Source organism: Aequorivita sp. IT1183 (genome assembly GCF_058068265.1).
The window spans coordinates 324,204-345,954 of record NZ_JBYRHS010000002.1 but is presented as its reverse complement, the minus strand read 5'-3'; the positions used below and the strand labels follow the sequence as shown (position 1 = coordinate 345,954).

The window sequence follows — 21,751 nt, the reverse complement described above, 5'->3', positions numbered from 1 at the left end:
AAAAAATGATGAAAAAAATATTAGTACCCGTAGATTTTTCCGAACATTCTGAATACGCTTTAGAAGTAGCCGCATCGATTGCCAAAAAGCAAAATGCCGAAATAATTGCGGTACACATGATGGGTCTAACAGATTCTGTTGTAACTCGAGATGAAAGCAAAGAGGTTTTTGAGGCAATGTTTTATATGCGATTGGCAGAAAAACTTTTTGCGGAATTCCTAGACAAAGATTATTTGGAGGGAATTAAGATTACCGAAACTGTGCACAATTATAAAATTTTCAGTGAAATTAACGACTTAGCAATCGATTTTAAAGCAGATTTGATTGTAATGGGATCTCACGGAAGTTCTGGCCTAAAGGAAGTATTTGTAGGTAGTAACACTGAAAAAGTAGTGCGTACTTCTGAAATTCCTGTGCTAGTAATTAAGCATCGTCACGAAAAATTTAATCCAGAATTTGGAGTTTTTGCTTGCGACTTTTTAGAGAACTCAGTTGGGCCGTACAGACGCGCGCAAAAATTGTTTGCTGCTTTGGGTATTAACATGCAAATGCTCTATATAAATCTTGCTGGCGATTTCCGTAGTACACGCGAAATTGAAAAACGAATTCTCAACTTCTTGAAAATCGCAGGTGAAGTAAATCCGTTGGAATGCTTGAACAAAGTTGTTCAATACAATGAATATTCTGTTGAAGCTGGAATTTTCGGTTATAGCCAAGTAAGCAATGCAGATATTATTTCGTTGCCTACACAAGGGCGTCAGGGCTTAGCTCATTTCTTCAGTGGAAGTATTGGGGAAGATGTGGTAAACCACTCAGATTTGCCAGTAATCACATTTAAAGTATAGTTAATTGCTATCGACATCAATTAACGTAAAGGCAGGAGCTTCAATTTTGAGTTCCTGCTTTTTTATTTCTAAACTACTGTGTTTAGCGCAATTTCAATCATTTTTGAAAAACTTCCTTCACGTTCATCGGCAGTAGTGGTTTCACCAGTTACTAAAGAATCTGAAATAGTTAAAATAGCTAACGCTTTCACATTAAATTTTGCTGCAATCGTGTAAAGTCCAGCGGCTTCCATTTCTACGCAAAGCACGCCAAAATCTGCCCATTTTTTATAACTATTGAAATCATCTTCATAAAACTGATCGCTGGAAAGTACGTTGCCAGCTTTTATAGGAATGTTATTTTCCTTCGCATACATTGAAGCTTTCATAAATAAATCAAAATCTGCAGTAGGCGAGTAGTCGCAATTTACAAAGCGTGTATTATTAATTCCCGAAGTAGAGGAGGCTGCCATTGCAATAACAATATCGCGCAAGTTTATATCTTTTTGATAGCTACCCGCAGAACCCACACGAATTAGGTTTTTTACCCCATAATCCTTTATAAGCTCGTGACAATAAATTAGAGCCGAAGGAATGCCCATTCCAGTTCCCTGCACCGAGATTTGTTTTCCTTGGAAAGTGCCCGTATAGCCCAACATACCGCGAACGTCGTTATAACATTTTGCGTTTTCAAGAAAAGTTTCTGCAATCCACTTGGCGCGCATTGGGTCGCCAGGAAGGAGAACCGATTCTGCAATTTCTCCAGCTTTGGCTTCAATATGTGTGCTCATCTGTATCTTTTTTTGTGGAAGTTACAATCTCAATTCCTGAAGAAGTGCCAATTCTGCTAACGCCCATTTCAATATATTTTTTAGCAGTTTCGGTATCTTTTATTCCGCCGGAGGCTTTTATCTTTAAAGTGTTGCCTACTTCGTCAACCATTATTTTTACTGCGTGTGCCGTAGCGCCGTTTGTTCCAAAACCAGTGGAGGTTTTTACAAAATCTGCGCCCGCATCTTCGGCTATTTGGCAGGCTAGTTTTATTTCGACGTCGGTTAAATAGCAGGTTTCGAGAATTACTTTTAAAGTTCGGCTGCCTATTGCTGCTTTAACCGCAGCAATTTCATCGCGTACTAATTTGTACGATTTTGCCTTTAGCAAACCTATGTTTAGCACCATGTCTATTTCGTCTGCGCCGTCTTTTACGCACTGTTTTGCTTCGCAAACTTTGGCGTTAGAACTGTTTGCTCCAAGTGAAAAACCAACAACCGCTGCAACTTTTACAGCGTTGTTTTTTAATTCATTTGCAGCCAATAAAACGTAGCAGCTATTTACGCAAACCGCATAAAAGTTATATTCTTTCGCTTCGTTGCAAAGCTTTATAATGTCCTCGGGTGTAGCAGTAGCTTTTAATAAAGTGTGGTCGATATAGCTACTAAGTTTCGTCAATTTTTGTGTTGATTAATGATAGCAACTATTTCGTTTTTTTGCAGAACACCACTCTGTCGCCAAAGCTGTTTTCCGTCTTTAAACAAAATCATTGTAGGAACACCGCGCACTTGATATTGCGCCGATAACGGTTGGTTTTTATCAACGTCTATTTTTACGATTTTCACATTTTCGCCTAATTCTTCTTTTACTTGTTTTAGAATCGGCGCCAGCATTTTACACGGGCCGCACCAATCTGCGAAGAAATCTACTAACACTGGGGTTTCGGAGTTTATTATTTCTTTAAAATTGCTTTTCATAATAATAGGTTTTAGCCAAGAAGTGGGTTCTTTTTATATTTTCTTAAAACAGGCATCAACATTTCCAACGGAATTTGAATAGAATACGTACCCGTGTAGGAAGGACAGATAATACAATCGTCGAAATAGTATTCTACCACATCGTCGTTAATAACAAAGTTGTTTTTTGCGTTAAAGAAATCGTCGGCAGAAATAGCCCAACAATCGTAATACATTTCGCCAGAATTTATTTTATTTTTTAACAGCGTATTTAATATTTCGCGTAACTCTTCTTCGGTGCCATTGTTAAAGAAATCTTCGTACTTCATAAAAGCAGCCGTTTCTAAATTAAAATTTAGACAGTCAAAAGTATAGGCTGCATGAGCTGCGCCAGTGTATTGATTTTCTTTGTAAAAAAGTACGCTTATAAGTCTATCGTTGAGGTTGTAAATTTTATAATCTACCGTACGCTTTTCGTTTTGCTTCGGAATACCTAAGGAATCGCACAGTCGTTTTTCTTCCAAAATTTGTTTTTCAACACCTTTGGCATCTAAGTAAAACTTGCTTATATATTCGTTGAAATTTTCAAATTGTGGCTTAATTTTTTCGTTTAGATATGGATATTTAAAATCCAGTGTATACCAATTACCTTCTTTTAAAAACGATTTCGAAATAAGGAGTTTTTCCAGTTCAACTTTTGAATCTCTCTTCTCTAATAATTCGGTTCGTTTTAAGTTGAGTGTTTTTTGTTGCAGTTCTAAATTCTTATCGGAAACGCTTAAGGAATCTACAATATCTTCTTGGTTGTTTAGTGGAGTAGAAGTGTCGATTTCTTCGTTTTTAGGATCGTTTTTACAAGCGATTAATGTGAAAAGAAATACGATTGACAGAAAAAATTTCATGTTTTTTGGGTTTTGAATCATAAAAATAGGGAAAGAATTAGTGCGAAAAAAAGGAATGTCTATTTAGTTATTTTAATTTTCAAAAAGCATTTTCAATTTGGCGAGCATTATCACCTCACTTTTGTTTTTACCCGAAAAAGAATTTGCAATTGCGTTTGCTGTTTTCCAAATTAGCGTTTTTCTTTCTTTTGTAAAAAGCTGGGAATTTTCTGCGTGGTAATCGGCAAAACTTTCAAAACATTCATTGGCGTCAAGTTGCTCATAATCAAACCAATCAAATACAATTTCTATTTGGTATGCGGCATCGGTATGGAATGGATCTTCATAATCATCAAGATTTTTCCACTCTTCTGCTACAATATTTTTCAATGTGCTGTATTCTGCTTTTCGCACTACTTTATCGGCTGCTGCGATTGCATAAAAAAGCTCTCCCATCTTTTGGTAAAACAGCAATTGCGGTTTATCCTCTGTGCCCATGATCTTATATTTTTAATGATTTTTAATAATGTAAAACTAAGATGAATTTTTCTGAAATATTATGACATAAATCAGTTCTCGAAAACTGTTTTAAATCCTTACTTTTGGGGAATGAAGGTATTTGAGGAAAAAAAAGGGAATATTTTCAAGATTCTATCTGAAGCAATTTCTGAAGGTATTGTTATTGTTAATGAGAAACAAGAGATTGTAACGTCTAATGAGGCTGCCGATATGATGTTCGGCTATGAGCATAATGAACTTACCGGCAGGAAATTAGATGTATTGATTCCGAAAGATTATGTTAAAAATCATCACAAACAAGTGGATGGATTTTTGGAAAAAAGTGACCCGCGACAGATGGGACATGGGCGTGATCTTTATGGCTTGCGAAAGGATGGTAGTGTTTTTCCTGTAGAGGCAGGACTTAACCCATTTGAGGCATACGGAAGCAAATATGTAATGGCGCTTGTAACAGATATTTCTGTTCGTAAAAACCAAGAGAAGGAAATTCTAGAGCTTAATTTGTATTTGGAGCAAAAGATTAATGACCGCACCAAAGAGCTGAATAATACTATTAACGAGTTAAAAGAAGAAGTAACAAAACGTAAAGAAGCAGAATACAAAATAACAGAATCGCTTCGAAAGGAACGGGAACTGAATGAGTTGAAAACAAAGTTTCTATCGCTTGTTTCGCACGAGTTTAAAACACCTTTAAGCGGCATTCTTACTTCGGCTACACTTGTGGGTAAATACACGGAGACCGATCAACAGGAGAAACGAGAGAAGCATTTAAAAACCATTCATAGTAAAGTAAAGTATTTAAATAATATTCTGAATGACTTTTTATCCATAGAACGCTTAGAATCGGGTAAAGCCACGTATAAATTTGATACTTTCCCGTTGAGCAAAGTAGTTAACGAGGTAATCTATAATTCAAACATGTTATTAAAAGATGGTCAACGCATTGGCTATCCAAATAATGTTGACGATATTACGGTTCATTTTGACGAAAAAATCTTAGAATTATCTCTTACCAATTTAATAAATAACGCTATAAAATACTCCCGAGAATTTACAACAATTGATGTGGTTGTAATTCCAAAAGATAATTTACTTACTATAGAAATTATAGACGAAGGAATGGGTATTCCAGAAAAGGAGCAGAAGTTTATTTTCAATAGATATTTTCGTGCAGAAAATGCTTTACTCACCCAAGGCACAGGGATAGGTTTAAATATTGTAAAAAGCCACTTAGAAAGTTTGGGCGGTACAATTATTTTTGAAAGTGAAATAGGCAAAGGGAGCAAGTTTACAATTACGTTCCCCACAAATAAAAATTTAAATTAATATGACAACAATACTTCTTATTGAAGACGATATAGCATTAAGAGAGAATACTGCTGAACTTTTGGAGCTTTCCGGTTATAGTGTAATCACGGCAGCAAATGGAAGAATTGGTATTGATAAAGCCAAAAAGGAAATTCCAAATATTATTATTTGCGATATCATGATGCCCGAAATTGACGGTTATGGAGTACTTGAAAGCGTTTCTTCGGAAGAAAAAACGAAGCATATTCCTTTCATTTTCCTATCTGCAAAAACGGAGCACAAAGAAATTCGAAAAGGAATGGATATGGGTGCCGATGATTACTTAACCAAACCTTTTGATGAAGAGGAGTTGATAAGCGCCGTGGAAAGCCGTTTAGCTAGAGCGATTATTATGGCGATGCGTTCAAATAATCAATCGCAAGTTTCAGCTGAAGATGATGAAAATCCACAGAACCTTAATCAGTTAAAAAATTATTTTTGCGATGAAGGTACAGCTGCAAAATATAAAAAAGGAGAAACTGTTTATCAAAAGGGCGATCACTCAAACAGTATGTTTCTCATCCTAAAAGGTGTTGTGAAAACACACACAATGGATGCTAACGCTAAAGAATTAATAACTGGTCTCTATAAAGCCGACGACTTTTTGGGTTTTACATCTTTTGACGATAATATTCCCTATAATGAAACTGCCACAGCCGTGGAAGAAACGGAAGTTGTTGGCATTTCAAAGAAATATGTAAAAGATATTTTGAAAAAAAGTCAAGATATTTCTTTGGAACTGATGAATTTGTTAACCGATAATCTTTCCGACATAAAATTACAATTGGTGAAAATGGCTTACAGTTCTGTTCGTAAAAAAACAGCTGCTACCATTCTTCTGTTTGTGGAGGTAATGAATAAAAGACCCGATACACCGCTTAAAATTTCGCGTAATGACCTTGCCACAACTGCTGGTATTGCTACTGAAAGTTTAATACGGACCCTTTCAGATTTTAAAAAGCAAGGTATTATTGAAATTGAAGGTCGCGACATTCGTATTATAGATTTGGAAAGTCTACGCAATATTGAATAATCTTTTATTTTTCACCATTTACAGTTGTTTTCAACGATAATCTAAGGACAAACTTTCTTAAACTGATTTATATCATTTCCTATACCGACGTATACAAATATTTTTGTCGGTAAGATTTTGATGTAATGATGAATATATTAATTCCAACGGATTTCTCCGATAACTCACACAATGCAATTCGCTATGCGTTGGAATATTTTGCAGATATACCAGTGAATTTTTATATGCTTCACATTTCACTGAAAGATTCGTTACAAAAAGATGAAGAGCCAGATTTGTTGCTTGAAACAGGAACAGAAAAGCATATAATTAAAGGGCCATTTGCAATGATGCAGGAAGAAATAAAGTCCTGCTTGCTGTTGGCTAAAAACCCCGAGCATCAATTTTATAGTATTCACGAAAATTTACTTTTAGTGGAGGCCATTCGTAAACATATTTACGAAAAGGAGATTGATTATATTTTGATGGGAACAAAAGGGGCTTCAAAAATTGATAGAAACGAAATAGGCAGTAATACCAGCGCAGTAATAACTAAAGTGAAATGCCCAGTATTTGTAATTCCTGAAAATGCAAGGTTTAATAAAATAAATAACATTGCGTTTTTAACAGATTACAACTGCATATACCGCAGCAAAGTGACCAGCGGGCTATCAGAGATGCTACAATTGCAACAAGCAGCCCTTAGAATTCTTCACATTCGTTCTCAAAATGCTGTATTGACCGCATCGCAAACCGATAATAAAGGGTTTTTGCACTATTTCTTCAAAGATGCTAAACACAGTTTTCATTTTTTAGAAAATAAAAATATTGAATCCGGAGTACAAGATTTTGTAGAAACTTGGGAAATAGATTTGATAGCGTTAGTGGCAAAAAATTTAAATTTAACACAACGACTTCTTTTTAAACAGCTAAACAAATCAATCTCTTTTCCATACGAAGTGCCGTTTTTAATACTGCACGAGTAATTTTTCAATTTGAATATTGAATACGCTTAGCTTGAAAAATATTATAGAAACATTTCCTCCCGATCAATAGGAAAATCTTCATAAAAATCTTCAAAGGTTTTGTCTGTAGTATAATCGTCTTTTAGAACTTTTACAACTGAAAACACCAAAAATACCTGACCAATAACTGTGAGATAAAACACCAAAGAAAAGGGAAAACCCATTGCGGCAAAAATTGCAACCGTAACAAGTATTAGCGTGGTTATGGCTAAGTATGTAAATGGAGAAGGCTTCATTATTTTTTTAGTACAATTTACAAAATATTGAAGTTGCTCTTTATTAATTATTCGCTAAAAATCAAGCTATTGATTGATAATTGTCATATTTTAAGGGTGTTCTATTGGTTATCTTTACGTAGTTAAATTTAAATAAATCTCCATGCGAAAAATATTAGTACCAACTGATTTCTCTGAAAACTCACTGAACGCAATTAAATACGCTTCGGAGCTATTTAAATATGACCATGCAGAGATTTATCTACTCCACGCTTTTGCTGATGAAGTGTATGACGCAAAAACACGATTAGCAAATGAAATCTTTGAAGAACTTCAACAAAAAACGCTTGCGAGGGCAAAGGAAGCTTTGGAGGAATTTCGAGCTAAAATTGTTGAAATTTCCCCAAACCCGAAACATAAAATTCTTACAATTGCAGAGTTCGGACAGTTAGTAGATGCTACCAACGATTGGGTTGAAAAAGAAAATATTGATGTGGTAGTTATGGGCACCAAGGGTGAAACTGCAGATAAAAAACTCACTTTTGGCAGCAATACGCTTCAGGTTATTAAATATGTAAAATGCCCCGTACTTGCTATTCCAGCAGGTTATGGCGATGTGCAACCGAAGAATATATTATTTTCAACAGACTTTCAATTACCGTACAAAAGACGCGAATTAAAACTAGTAAGCACTTTTTCAAAATGCTTTGCGTGCAAAGTAGATTTTCTTTACGTCTCCAAATTTCCATCATTGTCATTGCGCCAGCAGGATAATAAAGATTTTCTGAAAGTTTCTTTTGAAGGTAATCAGATTCAATTTCATCAAGCGGCAGAAAGCGATGTTACAAACACCATCAACACTTTTGTTATTGAAAACCCAATAGATATGCTGGTTTTAATAAATACTCGACATTCATATTTGGAAAATATTCTTTATCAATCAACTGTCGAAAAAATAGGATTACAGATTGATATTCCATTTTTAGTACTTCAAAATTTGCCCCGATAAAACTTTTAAAAATCATAAATATGAAATTCTCACCTTCAAATTTTAGCGCGACTGAAATAAGTATTTTGGGTATTTCAAGTTCAATTATCTTAAATTTTTTATACATATGAAAAAAATTCTTGTTCCAACCGATTTCTCTAAAAACGCGTATGCGGCATTATTTTATGTTACAAAGCTTTTTAGTGATGAAGCATTGCACATAACCATTCTACACTCTTTTGGGGAAGAAGTAGGTAAACTTACAAGCCGTATAGATATTGGCCGTTCAGATAATATAATCGAAAAACTGTATCGTCATTCTGAAGAAGATGGGATTCAATTAATGCATAAAATTAAATTAGACAGTACTAAGGTTCCGCATAATTTCGAAGTTATTTCTACACCTGCAAGCTTGGCAAAAACTATAAATAAATTAGTTTCTACCGAAGGTATAGACCTTGTAGTAATGGGTAGTAAAGGTCGCACGGGAGCAGAAGATGTTTTAGTGGGAAGTACCACTGTTACAATCACAAAATCACTGGAAGGTTGTCCGTTGCTTATCGTACCGCGCGAGGTGGATTTTGTAATTCCAACAAAAATTGCATTTGCGTCAGACTACAACGATTTTTACCAGTTATCGAATTTACGACCTATTGTTCGTTTGGTACGCCAGTATAATTCCATCATACATTTAGTTCACATTGGCGCCGAAAGTGAATTGGACGCTAAACAACAACAAAACCTGGAGCACTATAAAAATGACCTATCGGAATATGATACTGAATTTCACTTTGTTCTGAAAAAGACAAATATTTCTAAAACACTTCACAGCTTTATAGATAACGAAAATATAGATTTATTAGCCTTGGTTTATCACAAGCACGCATTTCTAAAACAACTGTTCCGTGAACCCGTTGTTAGTAGGGTAGGGAAACATACACATGTGCCCACATTGGTTATTCCCATTAAAAATTAGTAGCTTACAAAGAAAATTAAGCAATAATTAAAAATATAAAAGATGAAAAAACGCATTCTGATCCCTACAGATTTTTCGAAAAACGCCTACAATGCTATTAAATACGCAATGGAGCTTTATAAAAGAGAATCTTGTGAGTTCATTATTTTACATACATATTACCATTCTGGGTATTCTAAAGATAATCTTTTAGTTCCTAAACCGTCCGAGAAAACACAAATGACGGTTAAGGAAAATTCTGAAAAAAGAATGGAGATGTTGAAACTTCAGATGGATATTTATGATAAAAATGATAATCACGAATTTAATTTTAAAAATGAATTTGGTCCCTTCTTCGACGTTTTGAAAAAAACCATTGAAAAGGAAGATATAAAACTTGTAATTATGGGAACCCGCGGAGAAACGGATGATAATACTGTAATTCTTGGTAGTAATTCCGTTAATGCAATGGAGGAGATAAGAAACTGCCCAGTGCTTGCCATTCCTGCAAATACGCTATATAAAGATCCGAATGAGATTGTTTTTCCAACCAGTTTTAAAACACATTATAAAGAAAGAGAATTGGAAACTTTGGTTGAAATATCACGATTAACAAATGCACCAATTCGTATTCTGCACGTTCAAAAAGGCAAAAAATTAAGTGATGCTCAGCTAGCTAATAAGGCCTTGTTAGAAGGAATTCTGGGTGGAGCAGATTTCACCAATCACAAACTTTACGATATAGATTTGCAAGATGGCGTGCGTTGCTTTGTGCAGAGCCGAGAAAGTGAAATGATTGCTTTCGTTAATAAAAAACACAACTTCTTTGGAAGTATATTTTCAAATCCATTGGTTAAAGAACTTGGTATGCACACTACTGTTCCGCTACTAGCAATGCACGATTTGAGAAATTAATTTTGATGGCTAAAAACAGTTCAAATATTGAAGTTGTAAAATACTCTGGAGAAAAAGCAAAATTTTCAATTGAAAAATTAGAAAACTCCCTTCGAAAAAGTGGCGCGGAAGAATCAATGGTGAAGGAAATTTCTAGCAACGTTCGCGATGAACTTTATCAAGGTATTTCAACAAAAGAGATTTACAATCGTGCTTTTGCACTTCTTAAAAAAAAGAAAAAAGGTTACGCTTCAAAATATAAGCTGAAAAAAGCAATTTATGAATTAGGCCCCACAGGTTTTCCTTTTGAAAAATTTGTGGGTGCCTTACTTTTTTATAGCGGTTATGAAGTAAAAACCGGTCAGTTTTTTCAAGGAAAATGTGTAACCCACGAAGTAGATGTAGTTGCACGTAAAAACGGCCAATATATTGTGGCTGAATGCAAATTTCACAGTGATGAAGGTAATAATTGCAATGTGAAAATTCCATTGTATATCCATTCGCGCTATAGAGACATTCTCAATAATTTTGGTGAAAATGATAATGTTGAAAAACCGAACGAAGGTTGGGTTGTTACAAATACCCGTTTTACCGAAGATGCCATAACGTACGGAAAATGCGCAAACCTTTATCTTTTAAGTTGGGATCTTCCAAAAGATAACGGAATTAGAGATCGCATAGACCGTTTGGGCCTTTATCCTGTAACCGTTTCCACTTTGCTTAGTGAGCGCGAAAAGCAATTTCTACTTAGCCGCGATGTTGTGCTTTGTAAACAATTAATAAATGACGCTTTCTACCTAGATCATTTGGGAATTTCCGAAACACGAAAAGAGCGGATTTTAGATGAAATTAAACTTCTGTGCAATAAAAAATAGTTATGCCAAATATAAAAATCCATTTCCTGGGCGCTGCTGGCACCGTAACTGGTTCAAAATTTTTGATTGAAACTCCCAAGAAAAATCTCTTGATAGATTGTGGAATGTTTCAAGGTTTAAAGGAACTCCGCGAAAAAAACTGGGAACACCTGCCGATTGATGTTGCTGAAATTGATGTGGTATTATTGACGCACGGTCATTTAGATCATACTGGTTATTTACCACGATTGGTAAAACAAGGTTTCCGCGGCAAAATTATTGGTACTGCGCCAACGCTTGCAATCACAAAAATTATTCTGTTGGACAGTGCCAAAATTCACGAAGAGGAAGCAGAAAAGGCCAACGAAGAAGGCTATTCAAAACACAAACCCACCGAACCATTTTATAGCTTACAAGAAGCTGAGGTTACACTGGGTTTTTTTAAAGCTGAAGAAAAAAACCAATGGATTGAACTTACGGAAAACATAAAATATCGTTTTCGATATAACGGGCATATTATTGGTGCCACTTTTATAGAACTTGATATTTATGGCAAAATATTTGTGTTTTCTGGAGATATTGGTAGGGAGGAAGATTTATTGCTTTTCCCACCAGAAAAACCCGAAAGAGCTGACTATCTTTTTATAGAAAGCACTTACGGCAATAAGCTACATCCGCAGGAAAGTGTTTCAGAAAAACTGGTGGAACTCATTACCAAAACCATCCACAATCGTGGTAATTTAATTATTCCTTCTTTTGCAGTGGAACGTTTGCAGACACTAATGTTTCTACTTTGGAAACTGTATAACGAAAACAAAATTCCAAATATTCCAATATTTATTGATAGTCCGATGGGTAACAATGTGCTTTCGGTATTTCAGAATTTTCCGGATTGGCATAAGCTGCCAATGAAGGATTTCAACGCGATGAATAAACGCATGAATATTATTACTTCCTATAAAGAAACTTGGGAAACCATAGATAATCCACAGCCAAAAGTAGTTATTGCGGGAAGTGGAATGGTAACTGGTGGAAGAGTTTTGACTTATCTGAAACAGCTAATAGACAAAACTAACACTACAGTTTTATTAGTAGGTTACCAAGCCGAAGGAACTCGCGGAAGACAAATGTTAGAAGGAGCGCACGAACTAAAATTCTTCGGTAAATTTTATCCTGTAAAAGCGGAAATAGAACATATAGAAAGTCTTTCGGCACACGCAGATCAACAAGGTTTATTAGACTGGACAAGTAACATGAAGAACGCTCCTGAAGAGGTATTTCTTATTCATGGCGAAGCTAGTGCTCAGGATGCTTTAAGGGTGAAGCTTCATGATACTTATGGTTGGAAAGTTAGTATTCCCAAACTCTATAGCATTAAAGAGATTTCAGTATAGCCAACTCTGCTTTCGCATTATTAATTGCGTATTTATTTCCTCTCAATTTTTCATCTTAGTTTTTTCTTCTACTCCTATATATTATATATAAAAAATAGGGGAGCAATTTTGTGGTTATACTATCCACATTCCCAATTTATAAATACACTCTTTCCATCTTTCTTTCTTAACATTCAGATTAGCTTTTATAGTGTTAATAGGGGTTCCCGATACTACCTAAAATTCCTTGAATTTCTTTTGATTAAATAATACTAAATACGCCGTAAATACTAGTGTTTAATGACCATTGTCATAATTCAACAGGAAGCCAAAATTTATCTTTGTAGGGAATTAAAAAAGTAAATTATGAAAACCCTCAATCAATTAAAATTAGTAACCGCAAGCCTAATAGTAATGGCTTTTTCTTCGCAAATTTCTGTGGCTCAAACATACCAATTAAACAATGCTGCTTCCACATTAACAATAGACGGCACATCAAATATTCACGATTGGCAGATAACTGCAGAAAGCCAACAAGGCAAGCTTGCAGCAAGTTTTGAAAACGGAAAACTCATTGCAATAAAGCAACTGGATTTTACTGTAAAGGCTGAAAGTTTAAAAAGTGGAAAATCCTCCATGGACAAGAATACTTATAAAGCTTTAAATACAGGAAAGTACAAGCAAATAACCTTTAAGCTAACTAAGGTGAAGCGCATTAACTGTTCTACCAGTAATAGCTGTAATGTAGTTGCAACTGGAAATCTAACAATAGCTGGCAAAACCAAACCGATTGAAATCACTTTTGATATGAAAATTGGGGAGTCTGAAATAGCTCTTTCAGGAAGCAAAACTATCAAAATGACCGATTTTGGAGTGGATCCGCCAACGGCAATTTTTGGAACAATTACTACCGGCGATGCCCTTGACATCAAATTTGAATCAAACTTTACAAAATAATATATAACAATTTTAACCCAAATTTAAAACTAACAATATGAAAAATTTAATTAATTATTTCAGCACAGCGATGATATTGCTGTTTGGATTTCAGGCAATTGCACAAGAAAAAGAAGCACGCGATTTAGATAACTTTAGGTATCGAGACCAACGCGGAATTGAACAATTTGAAGCCAAAAAAGACACGGCTACTACCTTTGACGGGGTGAAAGTACGCATAGGAGGAGCATTCGCAATTCAATTTCAGGGCATAGACCACGAAAGTACGGGTACACCTGTAAATGCCGATGGCGATCCAGTTTCGTTGATTGAAATAGGTAATAACTTTAACCTACCTACAGCAAACCTTGACTTTGATGTGCAATTGTACGATGGTGTATCTATGCACTTAAGAACCTATTTGTCTTCACGTCACCACACAGAACCATATGTTAAGGGAGGGTATATCCAAATCGATAAACTAGATTTTGTAAGTGAAGGTTTTATGGAAGACCTTATGCAAAATGTTAGAGTTAAAATAGGCCATATGGAAAACAACTATGGTGATGCACATTTCAGAAGAACTGATAATGCGGAGGCAATTTATAATCCATTTGTTGGAAACCTAATTATGGACGCTTTTACTACAGAAGTAGGAGCAGAGGTATATTACTTTAAAAGTGGCTTTATTGGTATGTTAGGAGTTACCAATGGTAAATTAAACCAAGGCGTAAATAACCCTGGAAAAACAGATCCGTCTATTATAGCTAAAATAGGGTATGACGATTATATTAATGATGATTTAAGAGTTAGACTTACAGGGTCTTTATACCGTACCAATAAAAGTGCAAACGCATATTTATACAGTGCAGATAGAGCCGGTTCAAGATACTATCTTGTAATGGAAGAAGAAGGGGCTTCAACCTCAAGTAATTTTACTTCAGGTAGATTCAATCCTGGATTAAAAAATGAACTTACATCATTTATGATAAATCCATTTGTAAAATACCAAGGACTTGAATTCTTCGGAACTTATGAAATGGCTTCTGGAAAAGCAGATGCAGAACTAGAAACAAGAAGTTTCAACCAATACGCTGCTGAACTTATCTATCGCTTCGGAACCAACGAAAATCTATATGTAGGTGGGCGTTATAACCTTCTTGAAGGAGAAATGATAGGTGGAACAGATGTGGATATTACACGATTCAACCTTTCTGCTGGATGGTTTATGACCAAAAATATTCTTGCCAAACTTGAATATGTAAACCAGAAATACGACGGCTTCCTAGCAAACGATATCAGAAATGGAGGTAAATTTGACGGAGTTGTATTTGAAGCTGTAATAAGTTTCTAAAAAGTCAACATCAATAAACAAAGGTGGAGGAAATAAAATTTCTCCACCTTTATAAATTAATGAATTATGAACCGTTTTGTACTATACAGTTTGGTTTTTATGCTCAGCCTTGATGGTTGGTCTCAAAATGATTTTGTTTCAAAAACCTTTAAAATCCTTGCGAGCAGTGAACTTTCTATAAAAGGAGATACCAACATTAGCGAGTTTGGATGTGAATTCAACACATTTTATTTAGAGGAATGTAGAGAAGTAGAGTTTAATAGAAACGGGAATAATATTCTTTTTAGGAATGCAGTCCTTTCTTTAAAAAATAACGGTTTTGATTGTGGCAATAGAGGTATAAACAAAGACTTCCATTCCTTGCTCAACACCAAAGAGTATCCAAATATCACCATAGAATTAACTGGAATAACCTTGAAAAACGGTGAGAAAGCCAGTGCGAATGTCCTAATTACCATTGCAGGAACGAAAAAAGAATACACTTTCCTGATAGACATTTTTTCTGCGCCATTAAATCGTTTTGTTGGCAAACTAAAATTAGATATAAATGATTTTAATCTCGAACCTCCTAAAAAAATGTTTGGTTTAATTGTGATAAAAGAAGAGATTGAAATAGACTTCAATCTAGTGGCAAAATTATAACCACTGTAGGTTTTTGAGCTTTAAATTAAATAATATTTAGGTTCTTTTTCCATTAATTTACTTTTTTATAACTCCATACGGCCAGTCCGTTCATTACAACGGCATATAACAGTGTTTTCCACAGCTGTGGTAAAATATCCATAAATCCGGAGCCTTTAAGCATTACCATCCTTACAATCTCTACAAAATACTTTATAGGGTTAAATTCCGTAACTATCTGTGCCCATTTAGGCATACTTTCTATTGGGGTAAATAAGCCGCTCATTAAAATAAATATTACTATAAAAAACCATGCGATAAACATGGCCTGTTGTTGGGTATCTGTAAAATTCGAAATTAGCAGTCCCATCCCGAGAATTACCAAAATATAAATAGAAGTATACAGATACAGCAGTACTAAACTGCCCACCATTGGAACATTAAAAATTACTTTTGCAAGTATTAGTCCTATGGTTAATAAACCCATTCCTATTACCCAAAACGGAAATAATTTGCCGATAATAAACTGGCTTTTGCGAATAGGCGTTACATTAATTTGTTCCAAAGTGCCTATTTCTTTTTCTCGAACAATATTCATTCCCGAGAGAAATAGAGTTATCATCGTTACTAGTAAAACTAAAATCCCCGGCACCATAAAAGTTTTATAATCTAAAGTTGTATTGTACCAAAAAGAAGGAATACTCTCAATTGTCAAGGGTTGTACAATTTTTTTAGATGTATCCATGATAGTCATTTTTACATCTTTATTAAAACTTTGTATAATCTGATTCACATAACCACTTTCTACGCCAGCTGCAGCGCCATCAATGGCATTAATGGTTATAGATAAATCGGTGGCTTTTTCTTTCAGTAAATTTCTTTCAAAGTGATTTGGTATCTCCAGTACTACATCAACTTCGCCAGCTAGCATTGCAGCGCTTGCTTTTTCTTGCGAAGGAAAATCGGTTAAAACAACGAAATAAGTAGAGGCATTAAACCGCTCAATCAAGGCGCGAGATGTTGAGGTGTGATCGTAATCTAAATATGCAAACTTTATATTCTTCACTTCATAAGTAGCTGCATTTGATAGAATAACCAACTGAATTATAGGCAAGATAAATATAATAGGCAGCATCCCTTTATTTCTAAAGATTTGCTTGAACTCCTTTTGTATGATGTAGCCGATAGTCTTCATTATTCTAAACGGATTTTATATTTTTTCACACTTAATCCAATAAATAAAATGGTCATTACAACCAAGATTAAAGTTTCCTTCCAGATATAAGCCATTCCAACACCTTTTAGCATAATGCCTTTTATAATGATAATAAACCATTTTGCCGGAATAATGTTACTGATTATTTGAAGCGGTACCGGCATACTAGAAATTGGAAAAATAAATCCAGAAAGTAATATTACCGGAAGCATTAAACCCATTAACGAAATCATCATTGCAGCCTGTTGTGTTTCTGCGATTGTTGAGATTAAAATCCCCAATGTTAATGAAGTGATTATAAACAAAACACTTTCGGCACCCAATAAAAATAGACTGCCTTGTACTGGCATTTTAAATATGAAAATGCTCAGAAGTACTATAACTGAAGCGTTAATGACCGATAGAAAAATATACGGAACCACTTTTCCGATAATTACGTGGAATGGTTTTAGGGGTGATACCAATAAAATTTCCATCGTGCCTAATTCTTTTTCACGAGTGATGGATATTGAAGTCATCATTGCCGAAACCAACATTAAAATAATGGTCATTACCCCCGGAACAAACATAAAAACACTTTTAAGTTCTGCATTATAAACCATCCGTGTTTGCGGAATTATCTGATACTCCACAACAATCCCTTTATTTTTTGATTGCTGATAATTTTGAAGTATTAAATTAATGTAGTTGCTTATCGAATTCGCGGTGTTTGGGTTGGTGGCGTCGGTTATTATTTGAATTGTAGCTTTTTGATTTTTAATAAGATTTTTACTGAAATCCTTTTCAAAATTCAATACTGCCTTTATTTTTCCTTTTTTAAAAGCAGGTTCTATATCTGCCTCACGGGCAATTATTTGTTCAATAGTGAAATATTTTGAAGCTGAAATTTTATTGATTATTTCCTCAGTCGTGGCATCTTTTGAATGATCCAAAATCGCAATATCTACATTATTTATTTCATTGGTAATAGCAAACCCGAAAAGTAATATTTGGGCAATGGGCATACCGAAAAGTATAAACAACGACCGCTTATCTCTGAAGATATGGTAGAATTCCTTCTTTATAAAACCTTTAAATCGTTTCATGTTGTATGCTTAGACCTGTCAGGTTTTTGAAACCTGACAGGTCTGGATTATTCAATATTTCGTGCCAATTTCAAAAACACATCGTTCATCGAATCTACGTTGAACTGTTCTTTCAATTTTTTCGGTGTATCCAAAGCTTCAATTTTTCCTTCCACCATTATGGAAACTCGGTCGCAATATTCGGCTTCGTCCATATAATGCGTGGTTACGAAAATAGTGGTGCCTTGGTCTGCCGCTCTATAAATCATTTCCCAAAACTGTCTTCGGGTAATTGGGTCGACGCCGCCAGTGGGTTCATCTAAAAAAACAATCTTCGGCTCGTGTAAAAGTGATACTGAAAACGATAACTTTTGTTTCCAACCCAACGGCAAGGAGCCCACCAACTTATTGCTAATATTCTCCAATCCCAATTCGGAAACTAATTGCTCTCTTTTCTCTTTGATTTTTGCTCGAGACAATCCATAAATGCCTCCAAAAAAAGTGATGTTTTCTTTTACCGTTAAATCGTCATAAAGCGCAAATTTCTGGCTCATATAGCCTATGTTTTTCTTGATAGATTCAGTTTGAGTATAAACATCAAATCCTGCAACTTTAGCTGTGCCAGATGTAGGTTTGGAAATTCCTATCAGCATTTTCATCGCCGTAGTTTTACCCGCGCCATTTGCTCCTAAAAACCCAAAAATTTCACCTTTTTTTACTTCAAAACTAATGGTATTCACAGCAGTGAAATCACCAAATGTTTTGGTTAATTGATCAACTTCTATAACGTTTTCCTCTTTCATTATCTCGCTAATTCCATAAATGCATCCTCTATATTGGCCTGGGTAGTTTCTATGTATACATCAGTTAAACCGCACTTTTCCAAATAGGATTTTAAATCGGCAGCTTCGAAAGAATCTCTTTTGTCTGTATAATGCACAAATTCTCCGAACGGAAATACGCTGTACAAATGCTCATAACTCTGAAGCGATTTTATCAATTTATACATATTGTTTGCCCCCACATTGTAAATGGTTTTAGGGAATTTATTTACAATTGCTTCGGGTGTGTCAATGTCCAATATTTCGCCATCTTGAATCAGCGCGATTCTATCGCATAAAGCGGCTTCATCCATATACGGAGTTGAAACCAAAATGGTTATTCCTTTTTTCTGCAACCGTTTTAGCATTTCCCAAAACTCTTTTCGCGAAACAGGATCTACACCCGTAGTGGGTTCATCCAGAAAAAGTACTTTCGGTTTGTGAATCAACGCGCAGCAAAGAGCGAGTTTTTGCTTCATTCCACCTGAAAGTTTTCCCGCGCGTCTGTCTTTAAAAGGTTCGATTTGAACGTAAATATCTTCGATTAAATCGTAGTTTTCTTGAATCGTAGTTCCGAAGATTGTAGCGAAAAACGCCAGGTTTTCCTCCACCGTCAAATCTTGATAAAGTGAAAACCTTCCAGGCATATACCCCACGGAATTTCGGATAGCTTTATAGTCTTTTACAACATCAAACCCAGCCACTGAAGCAGTACCTTTATCAGGAATTAAAAGCGTGGTCAAAATTCTGAAAATGGTTGTTTTTCCTGCGCCATCGGGTCCGATGAGTCCAAAGAGTTCCCCCGGCTTCACCTCGAACGAAATGTCCTGAACCGCTTTTACCTTTTTATAGGATTTGCTGATGTTGCTGAGGGAAATGCTCATTAGTTTTTAAATTATTATCTATTGAAAATAGTTATAATATCCATCAAGATTTTCTTTGATGCTCGCGGTAACGTCAGCACCTTCGTCTGTAGTTGAAACTTTTCCTAAAGCCTCAATTTTCTCAATAAGCGGATGTAGAAAAACGTGTAAATTATCGTGCGATGGTCCTTTCATTGTACATTCTTTGACAACGAAGTTTTTTACCTCGTTTAGTTCTGTAGCCAAACTGTGATAATCATCCACGGCTTTTAGGTCGCTGGATTTAATCATGCTAAGCATTTTGTAAACCCCATCAGTTGTTTCCATATTAGCTTGCCATTTGTTACCATTGTTAAGTTTTATTTCGTTAACCCAAGCATTGTTCATTGAATGCATTTCGGCGGGCATCTCTTCCATTTCATGTTCGTGGATTCCTTCAGTAGTTTCAACGATGTCGGTGCTTTCTTCTTTCGTTTTGGTTTCGTTGCAGCCTATTAATAAAGCTGAAACGATTGCTGTTGTTAAGATTATTTTTTTCATTTTCTTTGTTTTAAATTAAGTTATATCGAATTGTGTTTATTAAATATTTATTCCGAATAGATACCCAACTAAAGCGGTAATACCCATCGCTATTGTCCCCCAAAAGGTGATTCTAAGTATTGCTTTCCCTATGCTTGAACCACCTGTTTTGGCAGCTACCACCCCTAAAATTATTAGGAAAAAAATAGCGGAACCATATAAGGTATATTCCATAGTTTTTAAAGGCAAAAACAGCGTAACTATAAGTGGAAGAACCCCACCAACAATAAATGAGGCGCCAGAAGCTAGTGCAGCCTGTATGGGTGCCGCCTGACTTATTTCATTAATGCCCAACTCATCTCTAACATGGGCTGCCAACGCATCTTTTTCTGTAAATTCTTTTGCAACGATTAAGGCAGTTTCCTTTTTCAGGCCCCTTTTCTCATAAATCTCTGCTAAGCGCAGCAACTCTATTTCTGGCATTTCGGCAAGCTCAATTCGCTCTCGATCTATATCTGCTTTTTCAATATCTGTTTGGGAACTTACAGAAACGTACTCACCTGCGGCCATGGATAAGGCTCCAGCGACTAATCCTGCAACTGTTGCCAATACGATTGGATCTCGTAAATCACTCGCGGCGGCGACCCCAATTGCAATACTTGCGGTAGACAAAATACCGTCGTTAGCTCCAAGTACAGCCGCTCTTAACCAATTACTTCTATGTATAAAATGATTGTCTAAATAGTTATCTAAATTGTCTGTGTTTTCTTCCATATTATTAGTTTTTTTACTTTTCAGAAATCCACATTTCTGCAGGCATCCCTATTTTTAGGTTACCATCATTTTTTACTGTCACTTTCACGGCATAAACGAGGTTAACCCGTTCTTCTTTAGTTTGAATTATTTTAGGTGTGAATTCTGCCGAAGCTGAAATCCAATTTATAGTTCCCTGAAAATCTTTCATTTCTTCGCCGGAATCGATTTTTACGGTTACTTGCTGCCCAATTTTAATATTTGGAAGCTGTGTTTCGCTCACGTAAACTCGCAATGTCATTTCTTCCAAATCGGCGATTTTATAAAGTGGTTTTCCAAACGAAACAATTTCTCCCGGTTCAGCATATTGAGTGAGAACGGTACCTTTTATCGGGTTTGTAATATTGCTTTTTGATATCTGTTCCTCAATTTGCGCCACTTTAGCATCGATAGATTTCACTTCATTTACAATTGGAGAGTTTTGTGTTTCCACATTTTTAATTTGGCTTTTCAATACATCCACTTGGTTGTTGGCTTGATCCAATTGGCGCTGGGTTGCGGCGTTTTCAGTAAACATATTTTGAACACGCTGTTGCTCCGTTTTTGCAGTTTGCAATTGCTGATTCAAAACACTCACTTGCGACCAAACGCCACCCGATTTTGATGCCACCGTTTCCTTTGAAGAAAGCAATTGTTGTTTACTTAAATGAAACTGCAGCGTGTCAACAAGTCCAACGAGTGCTCCTTTTTCTAAAATTTGCCCTTCCTCTAAATTTAAAAACTCCAATTTTCCATTTGCTTCGGAAGAGATTGTGATTTCAGTAGCTTCAAAATTTCCGTAGCCATCAGCTTTTTCGTCGTTGGAGCAGGAGAGGAGCGCTCCAAAAAGGAATGTTGCTGTGAGTATAAATGATTTTTTCATTGTGTTTTATTTTTACCACGAATACACGAATGTTTTTCGGTGTTTCGCAGATTAGCTATCTGTCTTTC

The 21,751-nt window shown here is 35.5% G+C and carries 25 protein-coding genes; 12 read left to right on the top strand and 13 right to left on the bottom strand.

Annotated features, from left to right (window positions below; genetic code table 11):
* Positions 1 to 5: 5 nt before the first annotated feature.
* Positions 6 to 845, top strand: a complete 840-nt coding sequence (locus AC3RVF_RS04415; protein WP_489692850.1) for a universal stress protein — start codon at positions 6 to 8, stop codon at positions 843 to 845.
* 68 nt (positions 846 to 913) lie between these two features.
* Here AC3RVF_RS04415 and deoD read toward each other — a convergent pair whose 3' ends face one another.
* From deoD to AC3RVF_RS04390, 5 genes are all read right to left on the bottom strand, one after another.
* Complete coding sequence (deoD, locus tag AC3RVF_RS04410) at positions 914 to 1,615, bottom strand: purine-nucleoside phosphorylase (RefSeq protein ID WP_489690918.1); 702 nt, start codon at positions 1,613 to 1,615, stop codon at positions 914 to 916.
* Entirely contained in the window at positions 1,599 to 2,273 is a 675-nt protein-coding gene (gene deoC / locus AC3RVF_RS04405; RefSeq protein WP_489692849.1) for a deoxyribose-phosphate aldolase, read from the bottom strand. The genes deoD and deoC overlap by 17 nt, the downstream gene beginning before the upstream one ends.
* A complete protein-coding gene (trxA, locus tag AC3RVF_RS04400; RefSeq protein WP_489690920.1) occupies positions 2,270 to 2,572 on the bottom strand; it encodes a thioredoxin in 303 nt (100 codons plus the stop codon). The genes deoC and trxA overlap by 4 nt, the downstream gene beginning before the upstream one ends.
* Before the next feature lie 11 nt (positions 2,573 to 2,583).
* A complete protein-coding gene (locus tag AC3RVF_RS04395; RefSeq protein WP_489692848.1) occupies positions 2,584 to 3,453 on the bottom strand; it encodes a DUF3298 and DUF4163 domain-containing protein in 870 nt (289 codons plus the stop codon).
* A 72-nt stretch (positions 3,454 to 3,525) separates the two neighbouring features.
* On the bottom strand, positions 3,526 to 3,930 hold the full coding sequence (locus AC3RVF_RS04390; protein WP_489690922.1) for a hypothetical protein: 405 nt from the start codon (positions 3,928 to 3,930) through the stop codon (positions 3,526 to 3,528).
* A 111-nt stretch (positions 3,931 to 4,041) separates the two neighbouring features.
* On the opposite strand from AC3RVF_RS04390, the gene AC3RVF_RS04385 reads away from it, so the two are divergent.
* From AC3RVF_RS04385 to AC3RVF_RS04375, 3 genes are all read left to right on the top strand, one after another.
* Positions 4,042 to 5,277 carry a PAS domain-containing sensor histidine kinase gene (locus AC3RVF_RS04385; protein WP_489690923.1) on the top strand — a complete coding sequence of 412 codons (1,236 nt, stop codon included), beginning with the start codon at positions 4,042 to 4,044 and terminating at the stop codon, positions 5,275 to 5,277.
* 1 nt (position 5,278) lies between these two features.
* Complete coding sequence (locus tag AC3RVF_RS04380; protein WP_489690924.1) at positions 5,279 to 6,331, top strand: response regulator; 1,053 nt, start codon at positions 5,279 to 5,281, stop codon at positions 6,329 to 6,331.
* Between the two features lie 125 nt (positions 6,332 to 6,456).
* On the top strand, positions 6,457 to 7,296 hold the full coding sequence (locus AC3RVF_RS04375) for a universal stress protein (protein ID WP_489690925.1): 840 nt from the start codon (positions 6,457 to 6,459) through the stop codon (positions 7,294 to 7,296).
* Positions 7,297 to 7,337: 41 nt separating this feature from the next.
* Here the strand turns inward: AC3RVF_RS04375 and AC3RVF_RS04370 are convergent, their stop codons facing one another.
* Complete coding sequence (locus AC3RVF_RS04370) at positions 7,338 to 7,571, bottom strand: hypothetical protein (protein WP_489690926.1); 234 nt, start codon at positions 7,569 to 7,571, stop codon at positions 7,338 to 7,340.
* A 142-nt stretch (positions 7,572 to 7,713) separates the two neighbouring features.
* Here AC3RVF_RS04370 and AC3RVF_RS04365 point away from each other — a divergent pair, with 142 nt between their 5' ends.
* The 8 genes from AC3RVF_RS04365 (at position 7,714) to AC3RVF_RS04330 (ending at position 15,546) form a co-directional block, all read left to right on the top strand.
* On the top strand, positions 7,714 to 8,559 hold the full coding sequence (locus AC3RVF_RS04365) for a universal stress protein (protein WP_489692847.1): 846 nt from the start codon (positions 7,714 to 7,716) through the stop codon (positions 8,557 to 8,559).
* Positions 8,560 to 8,665: 106 nt separating this feature from the next.
* Complete coding sequence (locus tag AC3RVF_RS04360) at positions 8,666 to 9,514, top strand: universal stress protein (RefSeq protein ID WP_489692846.1); 849 nt, start codon at positions 8,666 to 8,668, stop codon at positions 9,512 to 9,514.
* A gap of 42 nt (positions 9,515 to 9,556) precedes the next feature.
* Positions 9,557 to 10,408, top strand: a complete 852-nt coding sequence (locus AC3RVF_RS04355; protein WP_489692845.1) for a universal stress protein — start codon at positions 9,557 to 9,559, stop codon at positions 10,406 to 10,408.
* A gap of 5 nt (positions 10,409 to 10,413) precedes the next feature.
* Positions 10,414 to 11,262 (top strand): ATP cone domain-containing protein, encoded by an 849-nt coding sequence (locus tag AC3RVF_RS04350; protein ID WP_489690930.1) that lies wholly within the window; start codon positions 10,414 to 10,416, stop codon positions 11,260 to 11,262.
* Positions 11,263 to 11,264: 2 nt separating this feature from the next.
* Complete coding sequence (locus AC3RVF_RS04345) at positions 11,265 to 12,635, top strand: MBL fold metallo-hydrolase RNA specificity domain-containing protein (protein ID WP_489690931.1); 1,371 nt, start codon at positions 11,265 to 11,267, stop codon at positions 12,633 to 12,635.
* Positions 12,636 to 12,980: 345 nt separating this feature from the next.
* On the top strand, positions 12,981 to 13,571 hold the full coding sequence (locus AC3RVF_RS04340; RefSeq protein WP_489692844.1) for a YceI family protein: 591 nt from the start codon (positions 12,981 to 12,983) through the stop codon (positions 13,569 to 13,571).
* Positions 13,572 to 13,608: 37 nt separating this feature from the next.
* A complete protein-coding gene (locus AC3RVF_RS04335) occupies positions 13,609 to 14,904 on the top strand; it encodes a hypothetical protein (RefSeq protein ID WP_489692843.1) in 1,296 nt (431 codons plus the stop codon).
* A gap of 66 nt (positions 14,905 to 14,970) precedes the next feature.
* Positions 14,971 to 15,546, top strand: coding sequence for a YceI family protein (locus AC3RVF_RS04330; RefSeq protein WP_489690934.1), 576 nt, complete (start codon positions 14,971 to 14,973; stop codon positions 15,544 to 15,546).
* 52 nt (positions 15,547 to 15,598) lie between these two features.
* On the opposite strand, the gene AC3RVF_RS04325 is transcribed toward AC3RVF_RS04330, so the two are convergent.
* Genes AC3RVF_RS04325 through AC3RVF_RS04295 form a run of 7 tightly spaced genes read right to left on the bottom strand, consistent with a single transcriptional unit; the run spans position 15,599 to position 21,683 of the window.
* On the bottom strand, positions 15,599 to 16,720 hold the full coding sequence (locus AC3RVF_RS04325; RefSeq protein ID WP_489690935.1) for an ABC transporter permease: 1,122 nt from the start codon (positions 16,718 to 16,720) through the stop codon (positions 15,599 to 15,601).
* A complete protein-coding gene (locus AC3RVF_RS04320; protein ID WP_489692842.1) occupies positions 16,720 to 17,826 on the bottom strand; it encodes an ABC transporter permease in 1,107 nt (368 codons plus the stop codon). The genes AC3RVF_RS04325 and AC3RVF_RS04320 overlap by 1 nt, the downstream gene beginning before the upstream one ends.
* Positions 17,827 to 17,873: 47 nt before the next feature.
* Positions 17,874 to 18,608: an ABC transporter ATP-binding protein gene (locus AC3RVF_RS04315; RefSeq protein WP_489692841.1), complete on the bottom strand. Its 735-nt coding sequence runs from the start codon at positions 18,606 to 18,608 to the stop codon at positions 17,874 to 17,876.
* Complete coding sequence (locus AC3RVF_RS04310; protein WP_489692840.1) at positions 18,608 to 19,510, bottom strand: ABC transporter ATP-binding protein; 903 nt, start codon at positions 19,508 to 19,510, stop codon at positions 18,608 to 18,610. Before AC3RVF_RS04310 ends, AC3RVF_RS04315 begins: the two co-directional genes overlap by 1 nt.
* An 18-nt stretch (positions 19,511 to 19,528) precedes the next feature.
* Positions 19,529 to 20,029, bottom strand: a complete 501-nt coding sequence (locus AC3RVF_RS04305; RefSeq protein ID WP_489690939.1) for a hypothetical protein — start codon at positions 20,027 to 20,029, stop codon at positions 19,529 to 19,531.
* A 39-nt stretch (positions 20,030 to 20,068) separates the two neighbouring features.
* Positions 20,069 to 20,782, bottom strand: a complete 714-nt coding sequence (locus AC3RVF_RS04300; protein WP_489690940.1) for a VIT1/CCC1 transporter family protein — start codon at positions 20,780 to 20,782, stop codon at positions 20,069 to 20,071.
* A gap of 13 nt (positions 20,783 to 20,795) precedes the next feature.
* On the bottom strand, positions 20,796 to 21,683 hold the full coding sequence (locus AC3RVF_RS04295; RefSeq protein WP_489692839.1) for an HlyD family secretion protein: 888 nt from the start codon (positions 21,681 to 21,683) through the stop codon (positions 20,796 to 20,798).
* Between the last annotated feature and the right edge of the window lie 68 nt (positions 21,684 to 21,751).